The sequence below is a fragment of the Enterobacter sp. 118C5 genome (assembly GCF_034107645.1).
Lineage (GTDB): Bacteria > Pseudomonadota > Gammaproteobacteria > Enterobacterales > Enterobacteriaceae > Enterobacter > Enterobacter nematophilus.
Map to the genome: position 1 here is coordinate 63302 of NZ_JAWNEU010000016.1, position 20483 is coordinate 83784.

Below are 20483 nucleotides of genomic sequence, written 5' to 3' on the forward strand. Positions count from 1 at the left end.
GGAGAACAGCTCACTGCAGCAGCAGATTTAAAACTCGCCAGCCTGGATATGTCTTATAATAAAATTATCGTGAGATTATTTATACTCACACATTGCTACCCAGTTATCATTAATTTTCATCAGCCAGCTATCTTTATTAATCGGTTTGAATAACAGATTAATATACTGATCGTCTTCACTTATCAGAAAGGTCTTCTCCGGAAGCTGATCGCCAACGGCAATTTTTAATTCTGCCACCCGGCCATTGATGACGTTTCCCTTCTGTGTCACCGATTTTAGCTGCAGGGTTCGGTTGAATACCCGATTTCCGGCCTCATCGGTTTTTACACCAAATAACGTTAGCCTGTGCAGTTTGGGCCACCAGGTGATCACACCATTAAACTGGTAATGCTGCAGGCTTTCATCAATAAATTTGCCGTTACGTATGACGCTGCTGCAGGGCTCGGCGGGCACTTTTCTGCTCTCCAGGTAGTTGCTGGTCAGGTAAGCCAGCGCGCCACCCAGCGAAACGCTGATGCAAACCATCAGTATGACGAATAGTATTCGTAACCGCATTTTCCCTCCTGAGATAGTTCGCCTTCACATTGCGCAACGAACACTTTTGGACCGTTCGACGCGATGTAAACGTTATTGATGCCCGCCGGCAGGGCATGCCGCTTTCTCGCCAGCGCCTGCCGATCGACGCTGCGCAGCGAAGAGAGATGAAACATGACGCCATCTACGTAGATATTTTCCTGAAAGGCCTGCGGCGTGTCCGCCGTGCAGACCACCACCAGCGTTGGAAGGATGATCAACAAGCTGCACAGCGCCGCCAGCAGAGCCCCGTATTGACGTGAGGGCGTTTTCAATGGCTCCGCCGTGATAGCAGGCAACGACGGGCAATCGACGGGAGTGGGACAAGACGCGTTATCTGGCTCTTCTGGCGGGCAAGCTACCTCACTGTCCTGCGTTTCGCAGGGGGCCAGTACTACACCATACCGGGGAATAGTTTTGATGATCGAGCCCGGCAGGCCGGCATTTTGCAGCTTGCGGCGCAGCATTTTTATAAGCTGGTGATAACTGGATTCGCTAACAATCATGCCCTGGTTGAGCCAGATCTCTTCAAATATGGTCTCTTTTTTACATTTGCCGCTGAGGATCAACTCCAGTAAACGACGCTCGTTGGGCGTCAGATGTATATCGCCATGATCCACGGTTGCCAGAGATGATTTTTCCGGTACGAACGTTACTGACGCTGAAAGAGAGATTTCTTCGTTATTCACGGGTAGGTCCTAGATAATAAAATTACAGCGTTTACATTGTTATGACGAAAAAGTGCAGGTATTAACAGTTACATCTCTGTTATCTAATTCAGGCACAAATTAACAACATATCCCTATAAATGATAGTACCTTCGCCTTTTGCACTATTTACCGTCCTGATTTTTCCACAACCAATTCATGATTTCAGAAAGTTTATTCTGAGTAACGCCTGAGTAATACCTGATATTCAACCTGAACAATAAGGAATTCCTTTCCGTACCTGAGAAATATCGCCCTCCATGCCGCTATTTCGTGATAAATAACAAACCATTCAGCTGCTCCGAAAAAAATCTATTTCGTAGAATGTGAAAACGTCGTTACTTTACCTTTCGGTTTTCCATCAGGATCGGCTGATGCTCCCCCAGCAACTATACAGCCCACCACTTTTTAGCTACTCTTTTTCACCTCACTCTGCTCTACACTGTAAGAGTGATGCTAAAGCGCCATTCGCTAAGATGTGCGGTGAACACCTGTCTTTTCCTTGCCGGATCGGATGTCATGCTAAAAACAGTTCTGATTGCCGACGACCACCCCGTCTATTTATTAGGCTTGCGCACATTGCTGCAGACGCGCCCGGACCTTTATCGGGTCGTTCACGAAGCGCTCAGTGCTGATGAACTCATGAATAAACTGGCGAGCGAGCCTGTCGATATCATCATCACCGATCTGAGTATGCCCGGCACGCGCAGCCCGGACGGATTAACCATGATCCGCTCGCTGATTCGCCATTATCCACAGAGCATGATTGTGGTGGTCACCATGATCACCAATCCTGAGCTTTTGGACTCGCTGCGTCGCAGCGGGGTGCATGCCGTTCTCAACAAGGCCAGTTTGTCCAACAATCTGCTGCAGACGCTGCGCAGCACCCTGCGGGGGCAAATCGAGCCGGTGAAGCCTCAGGCACAGTTGACCGAACGGGAAACAGAAGTGCTGCGCCTGCTGGTGCGCGGGTTTACCGTGAACGAGATCAGCGCCCAGCTTAACCGGACGAAGCAGACCATCAGTACGCAAAAAAAGAGTGCCATGAGCAAACTCAACGCCAAAAATGATTTCGAGCTTCTCCAGTGCGCGCAAAGTCTGGGATTGGTTAGCTGAGCATGCGCAGAGGCTGGCTGGCGATATTATTTATCCTCACGCTGATAAGCGGGCACGCGGCGGCCAGCGTGCTGCGCGTGGGCCTGCTGAGCGCCGCGCCGCCTTTTCTCGCTATCGACCGGCCGCCGGGGATTCTGGATGATGAGCTCAGCATATTGTTTAGCAATACGACGCTGCCGGACGTCCAGCGTTTTAGCGACCCGGCAACGGCGCTGGATGCGTTAAAGCGAAAGCGCATCGATGTGTTAATTGCCGCCCGGCGTCCTGCTGCCGATCTGGTGGCCAGCGAGCCAATGCTCGCTTTCCCGCTGGCGTCCCTGAGCATAAAAGAGGGACGCGGCGGTACGCTGTGCTTTCCTGAATTACCATCAGAGGTCGCGACCCGCTGCTCTGCGACAGGTTCAGCCTCGCCGGGGGAAAACGTCAGGCAGCTGGCAGCAGGGAAAGCGCGGGAATTCATCGCTCCGGAGTTTGTTTTACGTAACTGGCTGACCCACTCCCCCGCCACCACGCTGGCCCTGACGCCGCTGGATGATGCTCCCCCGCTACATTTTCGCGCCTGGGCTCTGCCCGAGCAGGCAAACACGCTGGAAATATTCAACGAGCGTATTCACACCCTTAACCCGGAAGACGCTGAATGGCTGGAACAAAAGTGGCTTTTGCCGGACGGCAGCGTCTTTGACGCCCGCCATTCCCCCGTGAAGGAAAATGCGCCCAAAATCGCGCTGCACGTTTTGCTTCCCGCCATTTCGCCGCCAATGGTCACGCTCACGGCTGACGGGCAGATTCAGGGCGTATGGCGCGATCTGCTGCTCGATCTGTTTCCGTCCAACCTGTATAGCCTGACCTTCAACCTTGATGCGCCTCCGCTTCAGTATGCGGAGAACACGTTGCGCATAGTCGCCAGCGCGACGCCACCGTCAAAGAGTGCCATCACGTTTGACTCGCTGAGCTGGGCCCTGCTCACTGAGGACAGCAACCCGCTTTCCGGCTCCTTGTCCGCATTACAGCATAAGCGGATTGCCGTCATGCGCATCTCACCGCTCGTCACGTTACTGCGCCAGGTATTACCTGCGGATAACCTGGTGCTGGTTAACTCTCTCGAACAAGGCTTTGAGTTGCTTAAAGCCGGAGGCGCGGACGGGCTTGCGGGCGATGCGTTTATACTCCATCACCTGCTGCGCCAGCACAACGCCAGCAATCTGTCGCTGACGCCGCTGGCGCTGCCGGAAGTGCCGCTATGGTTTGTACCAAATATTTCTGACCCGGCGGATGCCAAAAGGGTGAATGCGGTCATGGCGTCCGTCACGCAGGCTGATATCTACGCGAGCCTTAACCTGCCGCAGCCCGCACAGACGACAACCACCGCCCCGGTGCAATCGCTATGGCTGGTCATGCTCGCCGTGGTGGCGATTTGCGCGGCATTAGTCGCCCTGCTGACCTTTAGCGCCGCGCAGAGCCAGCGGCGCCAGCGCGAGCGGGACACGGCAGAATTGCACAACGCGCTCTCCCTCTGGCAAACCCTGATGAACAATGTCCCGGTGCCGCTGTTTGTCTGCGATCCGGCCGGGCGGCTGACGCGCTATAACGACTCCTTTATTCACTCACCGTTGCTCACGGCACTGCCGGAAGAGGGCACTCCCTTTTCCAGCCTGCCTCTGGGCGAGCTTGCCCAACAATTTACGTTGCCGCATCGCCTCTCGCTGCTCCATGCCGCGTCGCCGTTAACGGGTGAAACCACTCAGAACACTTCCACCCTTTACTGGTGGCTTTGCCGCTATACTGATACGCGGGGGCGGCCTCAGGGCGTGGTCGGGGGATGGATCGATATCACTGAAAAAGCCGCGCTGACCGCTGCGCTCAATCAGGCGCTGGCGCAGGCGGAGCAGGCTAGCACGGAAAAATCGAACTTCCTCGCCCGCATGAGCCATGACATTCGTACCCCGCTCAACGCCATGCTGGGCCTGCTGGAGATGGAGCGCGACAAAAGCGAATCCCTCAACATCGCCTGGCAGGCAGCCGGGTCATTGCGCGACGTGATTGGCGGCGTACTGGATTTGTCGCGCATTGAAGCAGGCGAGCTAAGGCTGGAGCCACAGGCCTGGCCCCTGTGGCAGACGCTCAACGCCAGCGCGGAGATTTTTGCCAGCAGCGCCAACGCTAAAGGCCTCCACTGGCGCAGCGAGTTGAACGTGCCGCACGACGGCTGGTTCATGTTCGATAAAGCACGGCTGAATCAGGTCATCGCCAATCTGTTGGGCAACGCCATTAAATATACGCCGCAGGGAGAAATTGTTTTTCACGCCCAGCTCAACGGTGAACATTTGCAGCTGTTGATTCGCGACACTGGCATCGGTATCCCGGCCGATGCCCTTCCACACCTCGGCCAGCCGTGGTTTCAGACTGACAGCAGCACGCCGCAAAGCAGCGGGCTGGGCCTGGCGATCTGTTATCAGCTAGTCGAACTGATGGGAGGCGTGCTGACGATAGCCAGCGAAGCGGGGAGCGGTACGCAGGTGACGGTGAGCATACCGCTTCACGTCGCCAGCGCGGCGGCAACGGCCAATGAGACTTCCGTTATAACCCCGCTGCCACCGCATCGCATTATGATTGTTGACGATTTTCCGGCTAACCTGACGGTGCTGGCGCTTCAGCTGCAGGAGCTGGGTCAGGAGGTTATTCCCTGCGCCAGCGCTGGCGAAGCGCTTGCGCGCCTGGAAAACGAGCCGGTTGATATCCTGATAACCGACTGCCAGATGGCCCTCATGGACGGCTATCAACTTACATCGTTAATACTCCTGCGCGATATTGCAGGCAGTATCACCGCGCCGGCCGCTGTTCTTGGTTATACCGCCAGCGCGCTGCAGAGTGAGGACGATCGGGCAAAACATGCCGGAATGGATGCATTATTGCGAAAACCGCTCTCCCTCAATGCCCTGCACCAGGCGCTGGCGCAGCATCACAGCCTGCGCAATCAGGTGCCTGACCTCAGCGAACTCCGGCGTCTGGCCAACGGTCAACCGGAGATCATGGCCCTGATGCGCCAGCAAATGCGCGAAGCCATTACTCTTGATATTCGACAGCTACGGGAAAACACCCCGTCACCGCATACGTTAAGCCAGCTTGCGCATCGTCTGAAGGCCTCCTGGAGCCTCTTTGCCATGCGCAACGCCACCCGGACCTGTCAGGCGATTGAAGTGTTGCCGGAGATGCTGGCGGCAGGGGTAATAACGCCTGAAGCCCTGCCTGCGCTGTCATCGCGCTTCTGCGCGCGCATGGAAGCGAATCTGCAGCAACTCGACACCGCACTGAAGGAATTATCTGACAAGTACTAAAGAATGCTCTGCACAGGATCTGTATCTTTCTGGTCATCCGGCGGCGTTATCCCTACCGTCGCCCGCATTTTCGAAGGAGAAACCATGAAAGTTCGTATCGCTATTGCCGATGAGCACACCATTATCCGTCGTGGCGTCTTATCCATGATCACCAATATGCCCTCTCTTTTCAGCGACGGCTCCCCCCGCCCGGAGTTTTGCATTCAGGGCGATACCGCAACGCCATCTGAGCTGCTTTCACTGCTCTCCCAACAGCCTGTCGACATTCTGTTCCTTGGCTTTTCTCTTGCCACCAGCCAAACCGTTAACCCGCTCAACGGAATGGACGGCGTATTGCTGATTAAATGGCTCAGCCGTAAATATCCGCAGCTTAAAATCATTGTGCTTTCGCCCTACAAAAACACGCAGCTTATCCGCATGTCGCTGGAGGCAGGCGCCAAAGCCTATATTAGTCGGGACACCTGTGAGAAAACCCTGAGCAGAACGCTGACGTCAGTAATCAATGGGGAAGTCTATATTGAGCGCGAGCTGATGCATTCCCTGTTCCAGACCGGCGCGCAAACGGAGCAGGAGCTCTCGCCCCGTGAAATTGATGTATTACGTATGCTCTGCAAAGGGATGAGCCTGACAGAGATCGCCAGACAGCTGCATTTGAGTAATAAAACCGTCAGCGCCCATAAACTGCGCGCGATGGAAAAGCTGGGGGTAAACAGCGACTGCCAGCTCTATTGCCTGCTTGCGAAAACGCAAATGTTCGATATTGCTATCTGAAATAAAAAAACCGCCTGTAAACAGGCGGTAGAGGCAAACGAACGCCTCAACGGTCGCTCTCAGCAATGACACTCAGGGTCAGAAATGGTATGTCATAGCCAGCCACCAGACGCGCCCCGGTTCAGGGATTTGCTGATTTGCGGCGTATCCGAACTGGCTGGCCCCCGCCAGGTTGAGGTGCTCGCGGTAGTATTTGTTGAACAGATTCTCAATACCCACGCGGGACTCAAAATGGTCGTTAAATGTATAGCCCGCGCTCCACGAAAGCACGGCAAACCCCGCGCTCGGGCCGAGATCCTGGCCGGTGACGTTACCTTTGTTTTGCGCCACGCGATGCTGCGGCGCAACCACACGCCACAGTAATCCGGTGCGCCACTGTTGCCCGGTATAGTCCAGCGCCAGCCGCCCTTCGAGCGGCGGCATCTGCGGCAGCGGCTGTTTATCGCTACGATTCTCGCCCCGGGCGTAGCTCAGGCTTCCCGTCAGCGCCCAGCCGGGCATCAGGCTCCAGCTTGCGCCCGTCTCCGCGCCCATTACGGCGGCATTGATGTTGCTGGCCTGCGAGGGCGTGCGGCTATAATCAAACAAAATGTAATCGGCAGTCCGCCCGACATAGGCCGATGCCCAGGCGCTGACCTTGTCGCCGTGGAACTGCACGCCGCTGTCCCATTGCAGGGTCTTTTCTGTTTTCAGCTGACGAAAGCTTTGTTCTCCGGCCTTGCCGGAAAAAAGCTCCCAGTAATCAGGAAAACGTTCGGTATAACCGATGCCGCTATAAAGCATGACGGGTGCGTCAGGTACGCGATGCTCATAGCGCGTGAACACGCCGGGCAGGAGGTCGTGCCGGGAGCTATTTTGCGCGCTGCGCCGATCGTCCGCGCGGAGGCTATCCAGTCTCGCCCCCACGATGACCGTGTCGTCTGCCGTGACGGACTGGCGCCATTCACTAAACAAACCCGCCTGGGTAAAACGGGCATCGTCACGCCACGATCCGGCGCTTTTTTTACGGTGGCTTTTACGCATTACGTCCGCGCCGGCGGTAAGCGTAGTGGTTTCATCTTCCCACACGCCGGCAAGACGGCTGCCCATCACCACGCCGCCAACTTCAGACTTACGCTTCGGTCCAACGGGCTGACGCAGGCTGTAGTTATCCATGATGTGGTCAGTATCATTGGCATAGAGCTGCCAGCTAAGTTTGCTGACGTGCTCGCTCAGGTGATACTTCTCCAGTTTTAACGCCGCGCTTTTACGGGCAAAGCGGCTACCATCCATCATCCGACCCGCATAGCGGGCTTTACCGTCGCTGGCCCCCACGCTTAGCTCCGCCAGCGTGTCCTCATCAGGCGTGAGCCCTACCGTGACGCCGCTGTTCCATCTGCGCCACAGGCCCGGCACGCGGTTGCCGTGACCATCCCGGTAGTCATCCGCCTCCGAATGATTACCGTCCAGGCGGACGTAGCCGCGCGGGTCGCCAAACGCGAGATTAAGGTTTTGATCCGCGCGTCCGTTAGCGCCCTGCAGCAGCTCAGCGCTGCCTTTTAGATCAGGTACGCTGAAGTAGTCCGGCTGGCGTTCAAAAAGCAATGTTCCGGCGGACCCCATAGGCCCCCAGAGCACGCTTTGTGGGCCTTTAATGACGGTTATCGTGTCGTAACTTTGCGGCGTGATATAGGCCGTTGGGGTATCCATGCGCGAGCCGCAGCCCCCTTGAGTGCTAACGCCGTCTGCAAGCAGCGTCAGCCGGGAGCCGAACATCCCGCGCAACACCGGATCGCCGTTACTCCCGCCGCTGCGCAGCACGGAAAAACCCGGGATGTTTTTTAGCGCGCCCGCACCGTCGCTGGCAGGCAATTGTTGTGCTGGAGTATTAGCCGGAGCGATAAATGACGCGGGATCGCGATAGTGCCCCTCAACGGTCATCGACTCTTCAGCGTATGCCGGCAAAGCGGTAGCACAGCTGAGAGCCAACAAGAGTGGACGGGAGGCGAGCAGGGAACGAATACCGCTCGCGGTGATACCAGACATAACACAATTCCGTTTCGGTAAAGAAAATAAGCAAGGCGCTTATTGTCTTCATCCCCTGCAGCGGAATACACGACCTGCGGGCAAGAAGGCCCTCAGGGAAATCAGGAAATATCTGGCGGATAACGGAAATCTCAGGGGCGCGGTTCAGAGCGCTTCGCCCAGGCGTGCCGTTTGCTGTCGTAAAAAATCCATCAACCGCAAACAGGCCGGAGAGAGCGGCTGCCCGGCGTTTTTGACGATGCCCACATCCATATAGGTAATACAGTCGTCAATGGTGCGCCGGATCACGCGCTGACCGCTGAGCGCCCACGGGCGATAGACCAGATCGGATAAAATCGTCACCCCCTTTCCCTGCGCGACCAGACTTCGAATCGCCTCAAAGGAGTTGGTGCGAAAATGAATGTCAGGATGACAGCCCCGGCTTTGCCAGTAGTCGGATATCACGTCGGGATAGTCGTCCGTCACCAGCAACAGGAATGGCACCTTTTCCACCTCTTTTAACCGAAGCTCCGGCAGGCTGAGGAGAGGATGGCCGATGGCGGTCCATAACCGGCGCGGCGAACGGATCCACGTTTCGACGTCAAGCGTACTATCGTGGCTGATATTGGAGGTCAGCAAAAGACAAAAATCGAGATCTCCCTGACGCAAGGCCTGAAGCAGCTGTGATGCGGGCGCCTCATGAAACGCCGTCTCCAGCAGCGGAAAACGCTGCGCGATATCGCCCCAGAGATTGGGCAGCAGATAAGCGGAAAGGGTTTCGGCAATACCGATGCGCACGACGCCGTTAATCGCCTCAGGCTGCTGATGGAGATCCTCCACCGCCGCGCGGCTATCGTGAAGGATCTTGCGGGCATGGTTGAGAAATCGCTCGCCCACGGGCGTTAACTGGATCCCTTTTGCATGGCGGATAAAGAGAGGGGCATTCACCGCCTCCTCCAGATTACGCATAGAGACCGTCATGGAAGATTGCGATATATGACAACGGCTGGCCGCTTTGGAAATTTGTAGTGTTTCCGCTAACGCAATGTAGAACTCAAGTTGCCTGAGAGTAAACTTCATAGTTTCAGCCAATACCGTGAGATGAAAATATTATATTAGCATTTAATTCTGCACCGGCAGTACCCTAAAGGCAGACAAAACGTTTATTATCAGGAGCCTCTATGCCCTATTTTTTACTCAGTCTCGCGGCCTGTTTTTGGGGGGGTAATTATGTCGTCGGTCATTTACTGGTGGAGCATGCAGACCCGATTATATTATCCGCCGCACGCTGGATACTGACGGCTCTTCTTTTATCTATGCTTTATATCAGGCAGATTCGCGCCCAGTGGCCGATGATGAAAAAGGCGAAAGGTACGATTATATTTCTTGCGCTGTGCGGACAGGTTATGTTTCCACTCACGCTCTATATCGGCCTGCAATATACTTCATCTCTTAATGCAGCTATTTATTTATCCACAACGCCAGCCCTGGTTTTATTGATAAATAAGCTGGTGTTTAAAGAGAAAATATCGGTGCAGAATATTGCCGGCGTTGTTCTCAGTTCATTGGGCGTCGTCTGGCTGGTCATGCAGGGCGATCTGCTGCATCTGGATACGCTTAAAAATCTGAATCGCGGCGATATCTGGACCATGGGTTCTGCCGCCAGCTGGGCCGTTTATTGTGCCTTCCTGCGGATGAAGCCGAATAACGTCGGTGGGAACGCCTTTGTGGCCGTGAGCGCGGTCTTCGGTGCCCTGGTGTTGTTACCGGTACTGGGGATATCGTTGATAAAGACCGGCTTGCCTGACTGGACGGCCTATACCGCACCGGGCTTTTTAAGCGGCCTGATGTACCTGGTGGTCTTTCCTTCCTGGCTCTCTTACCTGCTGTGGAATAAAGGCATTGCGGCTATCGGTGCAACCCGCGGGGAGATTTATTCCCACCTTATTCCGCTGAGCGGCGGTCTGTTCAGCGTGATGTTCCTGCACGTTACGTTGCATTCGTATCATCTGGTCAGCACGGTACTGATTCTGTTTGGCATTGCCCTCTGCTCTCGCGCCTCGCAAAGGAAAGTCGTGAAGATCGAACGCGCAGACGAAAAAGTACAGATATGAAAAAGGCCCACGTTATAAATAACGTGGGCCTGAATAGTGGCGGAACGGACGGGACTCGAACCCGCGACCCCCTGCGTGACAGGCAGGTATTCTAACCGACTGAACTACCGCTCCACTGTTCCCGCTTGGGGAACGAGGCGCATATTACGGTGTGCCTCCGATCTCGTCAACGCTTTTTCTCACGTTTTGAATCGTTTGCTGCAAAATTCGCCCAACCGATGATTTTACAGGCATTGTGACGTTTTTTCAGGCGCGCCACATGCAGCTTCCGCCCTTCTTCTGCACCAGGTCGAGACGGGATTCATGGTTAAGTAGCTCTTCATCACTGGCTAAAACAACCCGCAAGCGGTTTGCCTGGCGGACAACGCGCTGAATGCCCGCTTCGCCCTGCGTCTGCTGTGACTCATTTTCCATGCTGAACTTCATCGACGTCTGTCCGCCGGTCATTGCCAGATAGACGTCGGCCAGGATCTGGGCATCGAGCAATGCCCCGTGCAGCGTTCGCTTGGTGTTGTCTATTTCGTAACGTGAACAGAGTGCATCGAGGCTGTTACGCTTGCCGGGAAACATCTTCCTCGCCAGCGCCAGGCTATCGGTCACTTTGCAAAAGGTGTTTGTTTTCGGAATATCGCGATGGAGCTTACTAAACTCATAGTCCATAAAGCCGATATCGAACGAGGCGTTATGAATGACGAGCTCGGCGCCTTTGATGTATTCCAGAAACTCGTCAGCCACCTCACCAAAGGTCGGTTTATCCAGCAAGAACTCATCGGCAATACCGTGAACGCCGAACGCCTCTGGATCCACCAGCCGATCGGGTTTGAGGTACACGTGGAAGTTGTTCCCCGTGAGACGACGGTTCACAACTTCAACGGCACCGATCTCGATGATCTTGTGCCCTTCGTAGTGCGCGCCGATCTGGTTCATACCGGTGGTTTCGGTATCGAGGACAATCTGGCGAGTAATTGCAGTGCTCATAGCGGTCATTTATGTCAGACTTATCGTTTAACTGAACGTTTCAAATACAGGAAGTCTACCAGAGATGCGTAAACAGGTAGAAATTTTCACCGATGGATCTTGTCTCGGCAACCCGGGGCCCGGCGGCTACGGCGCGATTATGCGCTATCGCCAGCATGAAAAAACTTTTAGCGAAGGCTATTTCCTGACCACCAACAACCGTATGGAGTTGATGGCGGCCATTGTGGCGCTGGAAGCCTTAAAAGAACACTGCGACGTGGTGCTGAGTACCGACAGCCAGTACGTGCGCCAGGGCATCACCCAGTGGATCCATAACTGGAAAAAACGCGGCTGGAAAACAGCGGATAAGAAGCCGGTTAAAAATGTCGATCTCTGGAAGCGTCTGGATGCGGCATTGGGTCAGCACCAAATCAAATGGGAATGGGTAAAAGGGCATGCTGGTCACCCTGAGAACGAACGCTGCGACGAACTGGCGCGCGCGGCGGCTTTAAACCCGGCCCATGAGGATGCAGGCTACCAGCCTGAATCCTGATCAGAGCTTTCTGTACTGCCGCGTTGCGCCAACGGTCTGCCGGATAGGCGTTTTCGATTTGCTCTGCTTCATCGGGTTAAGCGTAAGGGGGATGGTTCGCTTACGCGCAACGATAAACTGCATGCAGCCTAAGGCGGGCAAATGCGTGCTTAACAGCACTCCCCCCTTCCGCGCCCACGGCAGTACCTGAAAACCGCCGTAGCAGAGCACTTCAAAGTTCAGCAGTGAAAGCCAGTCGAGCTGGCGCATCATGGTGAACATTCGGCTGTTATAGGGTGGCGTTCGGCGCAGCACGGGCACCAGCTTGCGCAGCCCCATCAGGCTCAGCGGATTGAATCCGCTGAGGATCAGCCAGCCGTCGTCAATCAGCACGCGATCGGCTTCACGCAGCATACGGTGAGGATCGCTGCACCAGGGCAACGCGTGTGCAAGAAGGCACGCATCAACGGATTTCTCTGCAAACGGCAGATGCAACGGGTCTGCCTTCACCTGAACCGGCGATCCGCCGAGAGAGACGTTAACCTGATGTGAGATAGCGCAGCTTTCGGTATTGATTTCCGCGCTGAGATTGCCAATCTTAAGCAGGTGAAAGCCATACATTTTTGCGAGCCAGGGCTTCAGCTGCTGCTCCAGTGCTTCGCGATAGTATTCACCCCAGGGCAATTCCGCCCAACGTTCCGGTGCTGCGACAGTCTGAGGTATCCTTGCCGGTTTCATCAAAACACCCGCCACGCTATAAGAGGTAATGTATGAATCTTATCAGTATTCCCGCTTTTGAGGACAATTACATCTGGGTTTTGGTCGATGACGATCGTCGATGCGTCATTGTCGATCCCGGCGAATCCGCCCCAGTACTGCGCGCCATAAAGGATAACGGCTGGCGGCCTGAAGCCATTCTGTTGACGCATCATCATAACGATCACACTGGCGGCATGCAGGATCTGCGCGCCCATTTTCCGCATCTTGTGGTTTACGGACCGGCTGAGACACAAAATAAGGGAACGACGCAAGTAGTTGAAGAAGGCGAAAATATCCTCATCCGCGAGTGGGAGTTTTCCGTATTTGCTACACCTGGTCACACTTTGGGACATCTGTGTTTCTACAGCAAGCCTTATCTTTTTTGTGGCGACACCTTGTTTTCCGGCGGCTGCGGAAGACTGTTTGAAGGCACGCCTGAACAGATGTATCAGTCTTTACAAAAGATTAGTGCGTTACCCGATGACACCCTTATTTGTTGCGCCCATGAGTATACATTAGGGAATATGAAGTTTGCTGCAAGCCTCTTACCTGAGGATCGAGCGATTCAGGATTATTATCACAAAGTGAAGGAGTTACGTGCAAAAAACCAAAATACACTGCCCGTAATTCTGAAAAATGAGCGCCGAATTAATTTATTTTTACGAACAGATGATATTGATTTAATTAATAAAATTAACCAAGAAACAAATTTGCAACAACCAGAACAGCGATTTGCATGGTTAAGGTCAAAGAAAGATAACTTCAGATAAATGCGGGTTGCCTTTTCAAAATTTCGCCGTTATCATCGCTCGTCTTTTAAGCAACTATTGACACACACATGAAGGCAAAAGCGATATTACTCGCCTCTGTCCTGCTTGTAGGTTGCCAGTCGCAGAACGGCAGCAACGTACAACAGCACGCACAGAGCCTTTCTGCAGCTGGTCAAGGGGAAGCAGGGAAGTTTACAAGTCAGGCGCGATGGTTGGACGATGGGACATCTTTCGCGCAGGAGCAAGACTTGTGGACCTCTATTGGCGACGAGCTAAAGATGGGAATTCCGGAAAACAGCCGGATTCGCGAACAGAAACAGAAGTATTTAAGAAATAAGAGCTATCTCCACGATGTAACGTTACGGGCAGAGCCGTATATGTACTGGATAGCCGGGCAAGTTAAAAAACGTAACATGCCTATGGAGCTGGTACTCCTACCCATAGTGGAGAGCGCTTTTGACCCACACGCGACGTCTGGCGCCAATGCCGCAGGCATTTGGCAGATCATTCCGAGCACCGGGCGAAACTATGGTCTGAAACAGACCCGCAACTATGATGCGCGTCGCGATGTTGTCGCTTCAACGACAGCCGCTCTCGACATGATGCAACGTCTGAACAAGATGTTTGACGGCGACTGGCTGTTAACGGTCGCAGCGTATAATAGCGGAGAAGGTCGTGTACTGAAGGCAATGAAAGCGAATAAAGCACGGGGTAAATCCACCGATTTTTGGTCGCTCTCACTGCCACAGGAAACGAAGATTTACGTACCGAAAATGCTGGCCTTGAGCGATATTCTCAAGAACAGCAAGCGTTACGGTGTACAACTGCCAACACCAGACGAAAGTCGTGCACTGGCGCGCGTTCGCCTCAGCAATCCGGTTGATATCCAACAGGTTGCTGATATGACGGGTATGTCGGTAAGTAAATTGAAAACCTTTAATGCAGGCGTTAAAGGCTCAACGCTGGGAGCAAGCGGCCCGCAGTATGTAATGGTTCCGCAGAAACATGCTGAGCAGTTACGTGAGTCTTTAGCATCGGGTGAAATTGCCGCCGTTCAGTCAACGCTGATCGCCGATGCTTCATCCGTTAGCAGCCGCAGCTATAAGGTACGTTCAGGTGATACGCTTTCAGGCATTGCCTCACGTCTTGGCGTGACGGCGAAAGATCTGCAGCAGTGGAATAATCTACGCAGCTCTGGGCTGAAAGTGGGTCAGACGTTGACCGTGGGTGCAGGTAGCAGCGCACAGCGTCTCGCCAGCAACAGCGATAGCATTACCTATCGCGTGCGCAAAGGCGATTCACTGTCCAGTATCGCAAAACGACACGGCGTGAACATCAAAGATGTGATGCGCTGGAATAATGATACTGACAATCTGAAACCGGGCGACCAGCTGACGCTGTTTGTGAAGAACAGCGCCACGCCAGACTCCTGATAACACGATCGAAAGATAAAAAGGCACCGATTCCCCTCGGTGCCTTTTTTGTTTATCCCGCTTTTTGCGCTTCAGCCATGATGGTGTCGCTGGTAAATGAGCCATCCGCCTGCAGTTCAAAGTACGCCTTCACCTCTGCGGACGCGCTCTCCTGGTAAAGCCTGATTGCCTGGCTTAACGCCTCCGGGGTACGCATACGGGCGATCCAGGAGCTGAACTCCAGCGGTAAACGGTCCGTTATTAACGAGCGCGCAATCAGCCCGGCTTCAGTGATAAACGATAACCACTCCCCGCTGGCGTAGTTTTGCACGTGCGAGGTGTCGCGCAGCGCTTCGACCGTCTGCAGCCAGATATTACGCACCGGATGTCCGGGAGACATCACATCCATAATGATGAAGGTGCCACCCGGCTTCAGAACTCGTCTGACTTCGCGCAATGCCTGGCCAACGTCATGCCAGTGGTGTGCGGAATAACGGCTGATCGCCACATCAAACGACGCGTCATCAAACGGTAAAGACTCCGCATAGCCCTGCCGCGTATCAATATTGTTCAGCCCTTTCGCTTTCGCCGCCTCAGCAACGACGTCCAGCATCTGGCTCGATAAATCATATGCGGTAACGTGGGCTACCTTCTGCGCAGCCGTAAAGCTGGCGTGCCCTGCCCCACAGCCCAGGTCCAGCACGTGCGCCTGCGGGAATGCCGCCAGACGTTCACCGAGACGCACCAGATCGCGACCTGAGGCATGCACGGCGCTGCTCAGATAAGCACTTGCCTGAGAACCAAACTGTTTTTCTACGTTGTCATGATGGGAGTGTGTTGTTGTCATCGTACTGTCCTTTGTTGGTTAAAAATAAAAGGGCAGCACCCGCGCAGGCCTGCCCCACGGCAGACCTGACACACCATTATTTATCAGGCTTGCCGGGACTGAATTCAACTAGTAGAGGGTTGTGATCCGAAGCGCGCGTCACCAGAACGGAGGCGTCGTGCACGTTCAAACCGCGATAGAAGACAAAGTCGAGAGGACGACCAAAAGCTTTTTTACGCTGGTCATCACTGAAGCGAACTTCACGCAGGGACATTTCGCGCGCAAAGCGATACAGCGCATTCATGCGCGGACGGCTCCAGGCATTAAAATCGCCGGCCATGATGATCGGCCCGCTGTGATGCGCAATCTGATCGCCAATGGGAAGTAACTGCTTACTATATACATCCACGCCGAGGCTAAAGTTTACCGCGTGGATATTCACGACCATCAGCATTCGGGTATCCGGCAGCGGATAGACCGTCACCAGCGCGGATTTCGCCAGACGCAGGATAGGTTCGCGCTCGCGGAGCGGGCAACAGTAGACCGGATGTGCAGCAGAAAGCGTCATTACGCCAGAGGGATGCTGCGGCAGGACAAATGCCGGCACCTGGTCGGCGGCAAGATAGTTCGTGGTGGCAAACCGAACCAGTTCAGGGGTAGTTTGTGCCTCCTGGAGCAAAACCAGGTGGGCATCTTTTCCAAAATTTTTGAGTACCGATAACCACTCCGCACGCTGCTGCTTGAAGATATTCCAGACCAGAACCCGGATTTTATCATCGCTACTTAACGGTGTGCCGGCGGGTAATGCCTGGCTTATGCTCGCAAACGACCCCGGAGGTAAGATCCTCTCCGCGGGCATTCCGGCAACATAACGCATGGCATAGGTATTTTTTCGCACTTTTGGAAACAGCCCCTGTAACATGAACCAGCCCTGAAAACGGACTGGTTCTAATGTTATAGGGACTTTAGGTCACACTTTCAACGCAATTTCTGAGAAACCGCTTTCCAGTTTTGTAAGCAAGCACTTACTGATGTTATCCCAGCGCTACGCGGGATGGCTTATCGAGGCGTCCACTCAGGCCAATCAGCAGGAAGGCGACCAGGACAATCACCGCACCAATCCATGGGGTCTGGGTTAATCCGAAGTGTTCGACGGTTTGTCCGCCAATAATGGAGCCCAGCGCAATACCAATATTAAAAGCGGCAATATTCAAACCGGATGCCACATCCACCGCATTTGGCGTATAGAGCTCGGCTTTCTGGACAACGTAAACCTGTAGCCCGGGCACATTACCGAAGGCGAAGATCCCCATCACCAGTACCGTGATCAGCGCGGCGTATTGCATTGAAGCCGTGAACTGGAAAATCATCAGCAGAACGACCAGGGCGGCGAAGATAAATTTAAGCGCCGGTACCGCACCATGCTTATCCGCGAGCTTGCCGCCCCATATATTGCCGATGGCCACAGAAATACCGTATCCCAGCAAAATCCAGCTCACGGCATTCGGGGAGAAGCCCGCCAGGTCCTGCATCATCGGCGCCAGGAAGGTGAAGGCGGTGAATACGCCGCCATAGCCCAGAGCCGTAACCGCATAGATGATCAGCAAACGCGGATGGGTAAGCACTTTCAGCTGATCGCGCAGGCTGGCGCTTGCCCGTCCCGGGATATTCGACGGTACCAGCAGCAGGCTGGTCACGAGAGCGATAACGCCCAGTAAGGAGACGGCCAGGAACGTTTCACGCCAGCCGAAATGCTGTCCGATAAACGTTCCCAACGGTACGCCCGTGACCAGCGCGACGGTCAACCCACCGAACATGATCGCGATCGCCGAAGCCGCTTTTTCTTTGGGGACCAGGCTGGTTGCAATGGTGGAACCAATCGAGAAGAACACGCCGTGTGCCAGGCCGGTCAGCAGACGTGCAATCACCAGCGTGGTGTAGTCCGGCGCCTGCCAGGCCAGAACGTTGCCGGCGGTAAACAGCACCATCAGCGCGACTAACAGCTGCTTGCGCGGAAAACGTCCGGTCAGGGCCGTCAGCACCGGCGCGCCGACGGCAACCCCCAGGGCGTAGATGGACACCAGCAACCCGGCTGAGGGCAGCGAGATGGCAAGCTGGTTAGCGATGGTGGGAACCAGTCCCACGATAACAAATTCGGTCGTGCCAATTGCAAAGGCACTGATCGTCAGGGCAAGTAGCGCCAGTGGCATAAAATACTCCGTATCATCAGGATTAAGATGACAGGCAGTATGCGTCAGTGCTTAAATAACAAAAATGGTCAAAATATCAATAGAATTTTGCAGGTGGTGCAACAATGAAAGCAACGTCGGAAGAGCTGACAATCTTTGTCGCCGTCGTCGAAAGCGGCAGCTTTAGCCGCGCAGCCGAGCAGCTGGGACAGGCTAACTCGGCCATAAGCCGTTCGGTGAAAAAGCTGGAGATGAAGCTTGGGGTGAGTCTGCTCAACCGAACGACGCGGCAGCTCAGCCTGACGGAAGAAGGGGAACGTTATTTCCGCCGCGTGCAGTCGGTGCTGCAGGAGATGGCCGCAGCGGAGACGGAGATTATGGAAACCCGCAGCACGCCGCGCGGGTTGCTGCGTATTGATGCAGCCACGCCGGTTGTGCTTCATTTTCTGATGCCGCTAATCAAACCTTTCCGTGAACGCTATCCGGAGATGACGCTCTCTCTGGTCTCGTCCGAGACGTTTATTAACCTCATCGAGCGGAAAGTGGATGTGGCTATTCGGGCGGGAACCCTGACGGATTCCAGCCTGCGGGCCCGCCCGCTGTTTGCCAGCTACCGCAAAATTATCGCGTCGCCACAGTATATTGCTGAACATGGTAAACCGGAGACAGTTGAAGAACTGAAGCAGCATCTGTGCCTGGGCTTTACGGAGCCGGTGTCGCTGAACACCTGGCCTGTTGCCTGTCATGATGGCCAGCTTCATGAAATTACCTGCGGGATATCTTCTAACAGCGGGGAAACGCTGAAACAGCTTTGCCTGGAAGGGAATGGGATCGCCTGCTTGTCAGACTATATGATTGATAAGGAGATAGCGCGGGGTGAACTGGTAGAGCTAATGGCCGATAAACTTCTGCCGGTAGAGATGCCTTTCAGCGCGGTATATTACAGCGACAGAGCGGTGAGTACGCGCATACGCGCCTTTATCGACTTCCTGAGCGAGCATATAAAAACAGCTCCCGGAGGAGCTGTGTGAGGGTTCAGGTTACAGAGGGTGGGACAGACTTAATCCCAGCCAGGGGCTAAACCTTCCGGGCTGACCAGGCGATCGTTGCACTCCAGTGCTGCGATCGCTTTTTTGTCATCGTCATCCAGATGAAGATCGAGCGCTAACAGGTTGCTGGCCAGGTTTTCACGTTTAGTTGATGATGGGATCACGGCATAGCCTTCACCCATTGCCCATGCCAGAATAACCTGCGCGGCAGTCGCGTTATGTTTCTCTGCGATACGGATAATTACCTCATCTTTCAGAGCCTTACCGTAGGCCAGCGTCATGTAAGAGGTAATGTGGATACCGTGCTGCTTTGCCCAGTCCACGACTTTGCGGTTTTGCAGGTATGGAGACAGCTCAATCTGGTTGGTCGCAATATTCTCAGCGCCAACAGCGGCAATCGCCTTTTCCATCAGCGGGATGGTGAAGTTGGAAATACCAATTTCACGGGTCAGGCCCTGCTTTTTCGCTTCCAGCAGCGCCTGCATGAACTCTTCCACAGAAACGGCATCGTTCGGTGACGGCCAGTGGATCAGCGTCAGATCGACATAGTCGGTGCGCAGTTTCTTCAGGCTCTCTTTCAGGCTTGGGATCAGCTTGCCTTTGCTGAGATTTTCGATCCAGATTTTGGTGGTGATGAACAGCTCATTACGCGGTACACCGCTCTCTTCGAGAGCCTGTCCAACGGCAGCTTCGTTTTCATAGATCTGTGCCGTATCAATTGCGCGATAGCCAAGTTCAAGAGCGGTTTTAACTGATGCGATAACTACGTCGTCTTTCAGGCGGAAAGTGCCCAGACCAAATGCAGGGAGAGTCATATATTCCTCAATCGTTATGTTCGTAAACTGAGGAGGATTATCGCTTGCGCTGTTATAGAGAAAAAGATCGCAAAACGCAGAGGATTTTTGCTAATTTCGCAATAATTACACGGCAGATAAGAAAAAAGCCCTGAGCGTTAACTCAGGGCTTTTAATAAGTGGCGGAACGGACGGGACTCGAACCCGCGACCCCCTGCGTGACAGGCAGGTATTCTAACCGACTGAACTACCGCTCCACCGAAGACTGCTTTGTAACCACCGGATTAATACACCGGCTTACTACTTAATTTGATGCCTGGCAGTTCCCTACTCTCACATGGGGAGACCCCACACTACCATCGGCGCTACGGCGTTTCACTTCTGAGTTCGGCATGGGGTCAGGTGGGACCACCGCGCTAAAGCCGCCAGGCAAATTCTGTTTAATCTGTATCAGGCTGAAAATCGTGTCTCTCACCGCCAAAACACCTTCGGCGTTGTAAGGTTAAGCCTCACGGTTCATTAGTATCGGTTAGCTCAACGCATCGCTGCGCTTACACACCCGACCTATCAACGTC

At 54.3% G+C, this 20483-nt stretch carries 18 protein-coding genes, 2 tRNA genes and 2 rRNA genes; 8 read left to right on the forward strand and 14 right to left on the reverse strand.

Features of this window, described 5'->3' with window-relative positions; all coding sequences use genetic code 11:
• Positions 1–75 precede the first annotated feature (75 nt).
• Both UTO39_RS19735 and UTO39_RS19740 read right to left on the reverse strand, forming a co-directional pair.
• A complete protein-coding gene (locus tag UTO39_RS19735; protein ID WP_151413419.1) occupies positions 76–555 on the reverse strand; it encodes a hypothetical protein in 480 nt (159 codons plus the stop codon).
• Positions 525–1262: a helix-turn-helix domain-containing protein gene (locus UTO39_RS19740; protein ID WP_061099142.1), complete on the reverse strand. Its 738-nt coding sequence runs from the start codon at positions 1260–1262 to the stop codon at positions 525–527. Before UTO39_RS19740 ends, UTO39_RS19735 begins: the two co-directional genes overlap by 31 nt.
• Positions 1263–1799: 537 nt before the next feature.
• On the opposite strand from UTO39_RS19740, the gene UTO39_RS19745 reads away from it, so the two are divergent.
• From UTO39_RS19745 to UTO39_RS19755, 3 genes are all read left to right on the forward strand, one after another.
• Positions 1800–2396, forward strand: a complete 597-nt coding sequence (locus tag UTO39_RS19745; RefSeq protein ID WP_320727883.1) for a response regulator transcription factor — start codon at positions 1800–1802, stop codon at positions 2394–2396.
• 2 nt (positions 2397–2398) lie between these two features.
• On the forward strand, positions 2399–5731 hold the full coding sequence (locus tag UTO39_RS19750) for an ATP-binding protein (protein ID WP_320727884.1): 3333 nt from the start codon (positions 2399–2401) through the stop codon (positions 5729–5731).
• Between the two features lie 84 nt (positions 5732–5815).
• On the forward strand, positions 5816–6502 hold the full coding sequence (locus UTO39_RS19755) for a response regulator transcription factor (protein ID WP_041911170.1): 687 nt from the start codon (positions 5816–5818) through the stop codon (positions 6500–6502).
• A 78-nt stretch (positions 6503–6580) separates the two neighbouring features.
• On the opposite strand, the gene UTO39_RS19760 is transcribed toward UTO39_RS19755, so the two are convergent.
• Together UTO39_RS19760 and UTO39_RS19765 are read right to left on the reverse strand one after the other, a co-directional pair.
• Complete coding sequence (locus UTO39_RS19760) at positions 6581–8527, reverse strand: TonB-dependent copper receptor (RefSeq protein ID WP_320727885.1); 1947 nt, start codon at positions 8525–8527, stop codon at positions 6581–6583.
• Between the two features lie 144 nt (positions 8528–8671).
• Positions 8672–9586: a LysR family transcriptional regulator gene (locus UTO39_RS19765; RefSeq protein WP_320727886.1), complete on the reverse strand. Its 915-nt coding sequence runs from the start codon at positions 9584–9586 to the stop codon at positions 8672–8674.
• Between the two features lie 101 nt (positions 9587–9687).
• Here UTO39_RS19765 and UTO39_RS19770 point away from each other — a divergent pair, with 101 nt between their 5' ends.
• On the forward strand, positions 9688–10620 hold the full coding sequence (locus tag UTO39_RS19770; protein WP_320727887.1) for a DMT family transporter: 933 nt from the start codon (positions 9688–9690) through the stop codon (positions 10618–10620).
• Positions 10621–10657: 37 nt separating this feature from the next.
• Here UTO39_RS19770 and UTO39_RS19775 read toward each other — a convergent pair.
• Positions 10658–10734, reverse strand: a tRNA-Asp gene (locus tag UTO39_RS19775).
• A gap of 132 nt (positions 10735–10866) precedes the next feature.
• Positions 10867–11598: a DNA polymerase III subunit epsilon gene (gene dnaQ, locus UTO39_RS19780; RefSeq protein ID WP_253540799.1), complete on the reverse strand. Its 732-nt coding sequence runs from the start codon at positions 11596–11598 to the stop codon at positions 10867–10869.
• Positions 11599–11662: 64 nt separating this feature from the next.
• On the opposite strand from dnaQ, the gene rnhA reads away from it, so the two are divergent.
• Positions 11663–12130, forward strand: a complete 468-nt coding sequence (rnhA, locus tag UTO39_RS19785; protein WP_028015610.1) for a ribonuclease HI — start codon at positions 11663–11665, stop codon at positions 12128–12130.
• Here rnhA and UTO39_RS19790 read toward each other — a convergent pair whose 3' ends face one another.
• Positions 12131–12847, reverse strand: a complete 717-nt coding sequence (locus UTO39_RS19790; protein WP_320727888.1) for a class I SAM-dependent methyltransferase — start codon at positions 12845–12847, stop codon at positions 12131–12133.
• A gap of 32 nt (positions 12848–12879) precedes the next feature.
• Here UTO39_RS19790 and gloB point away from each other — a divergent pair, with 32 nt between their 5' ends.
• Both gloB and mltD read left to right on the forward strand, forming a co-directional pair.
• Positions 12880–13638 carry a hydroxyacylglutathione hydrolase gene (gene gloB / locus UTO39_RS19795; RefSeq protein ID WP_320727889.1) on the forward strand — a complete coding sequence of 253 codons (759 nt, stop codon included), beginning with the start codon at positions 12880–12882 and terminating at the stop codon, positions 13636–13638.
• Positions 13639–13706: 68 nt separating this feature from the next.
• Positions 13707–15071: a murein transglycosylase D gene (mltD, locus tag UTO39_RS19800; protein WP_061099150.1), complete on the forward strand. Its 1365-nt coding sequence runs from the start codon at positions 13707–13709 to the stop codon at positions 15069–15071.
• A gap of 52 nt (positions 15072–15123) precedes the next feature.
• Here the strand turns inward: mltD and UTO39_RS19805 are convergent, their stop codons facing one another.
• From UTO39_RS19805 to UTO39_RS19815, 3 genes are all read right to left on the reverse strand, one after another.
• The gene (locus tag UTO39_RS19805) at positions 15124–15897 is read right to left on the reverse strand and encodes a methyltransferase domain-containing protein (protein ID WP_320727890.1); all 774 of its coding nucleotides are present in this window, start codon (positions 15895–15897) and stop codon (positions 15124–15126) included.
• A gap of 76 nt (positions 15898–15973) precedes the next feature.
• A complete protein-coding gene (locus UTO39_RS19810) occupies positions 15974–16774 on the reverse strand; it encodes an endonuclease/exonuclease/phosphatase family protein (RefSeq protein WP_061099701.1) in 801 nt (266 codons plus the stop codon).
• 136 nt (positions 16775–16910) lie between these two features.
• Complete coding sequence (locus UTO39_RS19815; protein WP_320727891.1) at positions 16911–18086, reverse strand: MFS transporter; 1176 nt, start codon at positions 18084–18086, stop codon at positions 16911–16913.
• A 104-nt stretch (positions 18087–18190) separates the two neighbouring features.
• On the opposite strand from UTO39_RS19815, the gene yafC reads away from it, so the two are divergent.
• The gene (gene yafC, locus UTO39_RS19820) at positions 18191–19096 is read left to right on the forward strand and encodes a DNA-binding transcriptional regulator YafC (RefSeq protein WP_320727892.1); all 906 of its coding nucleotides are present in this window, start codon (positions 18191–18193) and stop codon (positions 19094–19096) included.
• A 29-nt stretch (positions 19097–19125) separates the two neighbouring features.
• On the opposite strand, the gene dkgB is transcribed toward yafC, so the two are convergent.
• From dkgB to UTO39_RS19840, 4 genes are all read right to left on the reverse strand, one after another.
• The gene (gene dkgB / locus UTO39_RS19825; RefSeq protein WP_320727893.1) at positions 19126–19929 is read right to left on the reverse strand and encodes a 2,5-didehydrogluconate reductase DkgB; all 804 of its coding nucleotides are present in this window, start codon (positions 19927–19929) and stop codon (positions 19126–19128) included.
• Positions 19930–20088: 159 nt separating this feature from the next.
• A tRNA-Asp gene (locus UTO39_RS19830) sits at positions 20089–20165 on the reverse strand.
• Positions 20166–20222: 57 nt separating this feature from the next.
• Positions 20223–20338, reverse strand: a 5S ribosomal RNA gene (rrf, locus tag UTO39_RS19835).
• 68 nt (positions 20339–20406) lie between these two features.
• Positions 20407–20483: ribosomal RNA gene (locus UTO39_RS19840) — 23S ribosomal RNA — on the reverse strand; the annotation flags it as partial.

What these genes read in the sequence shown, in the direction of transcription:
- UTO39_RS19735 (WP_151413419.1), bottom strand. Translation starts at nt 555, where the DNA reads ATGCGGTTACGAATACTATTCGTCATACTGATGGTTTGCATCAGCGTT.
- UTO39_RS19745 (WP_320727883.1), top strand. Translation starts at nt 1,800, where the DNA reads ATGCTAAAAACAGTTCTGATTGCCGACGACCACCCCGTCTATTTATTA.
- UTO39_RS19750 (WP_320727884.1), top strand. Translation starts at nt 2,399, where the DNA reads ATGCGCAGAGGCTGGCTGGCGATATTATTTATCCTCACGCTGATAAGC.
- UTO39_RS19755 (WP_041911170.1), top strand. Translation starts at nt 5,816, where the DNA reads ATGAAAGTTCGTATCGCTATTGCCGATGAGCACACCATTATCCGTCGT.
- UTO39_RS19760 (WP_320727885.1), bottom strand. Translation starts at nt 8,527, where the DNA reads ATGTCTGGTATCACCGCGAGCGGTATTCGTTCCCTGCTCGCCTCCCGT.
- UTO39_RS19765 (WP_320727886.1), bottom strand. Translation starts at nt 9,586, where the DNA reads ATGAAGTTTACTCTCAGGCAACTTGAGTTCTACATTGCGTTAGCGGAA.
- UTO39_RS19770 (WP_320727887.1), top strand. Translation starts at nt 9,688, where the DNA reads ATGCCCTATTTTTTACTCAGTCTCGCGGCCTGTTTTTGGGGGGGTAAT.
- dnaQ (WP_253540799.1), bottom strand. Translation starts at nt 11,598, where the DNA reads ATGAGCACTGCAATTACTCGCCAGATTGTCCTCGATACCGAAACCACC.
- rnhA (WP_028015610.1), top strand. Translation starts at nt 11,663, where the DNA reads ATGCGTAAACAGGTAGAAATTTTCACCGATGGATCTTGTCTCGGCAAC.
- UTO39_RS19790 (WP_320727888.1), bottom strand. Translation starts at nt 12,847, where the DNA reads ATGAAACCGGCAAGGATACCTCAGACTGTCGCAGCACCGGAACGTTGG.
- gloB (WP_320727889.1), top strand. Translation starts at nt 12,880, where the DNA reads ATGAATCTTATCAGTATTCCCGCTTTTGAGGACAATTACATCTGGGTT.
- mltD (WP_061099150.1), top strand. Translation starts at nt 13,707, where the DNA reads ATGAAGGCAAAAGCGATATTACTCGCCTCTGTCCTGCTTGTAGGTTGC.
- UTO39_RS19805 (WP_320727890.1), bottom strand. Translation starts at nt 15,897, where the DNA reads ATGACAACAACACACTCCCATCATGACAACGTAGAAAAACAGTTTGGT.
- UTO39_RS19815 (WP_320727891.1), bottom strand. Translation starts at nt 18,086, where the DNA reads ATGCCACTGGCGCTACTTGCCCTGACGATCAGTGCCTTTGCAATTGGC.
- yafC (WP_320727892.1), top strand. Translation starts at nt 18,191, where the DNA reads ATGAAAGCAACGTCGGAAGAGCTGACAATCTTTGTCGCCGTCGTCGAA.
- dkgB (WP_320727893.1), bottom strand. Translation starts at nt 19,929, where the DNA reads ATGACTCTCCCTGCATTTGGTCTGGGCACTTTCCGCCTGAAAGACGAC.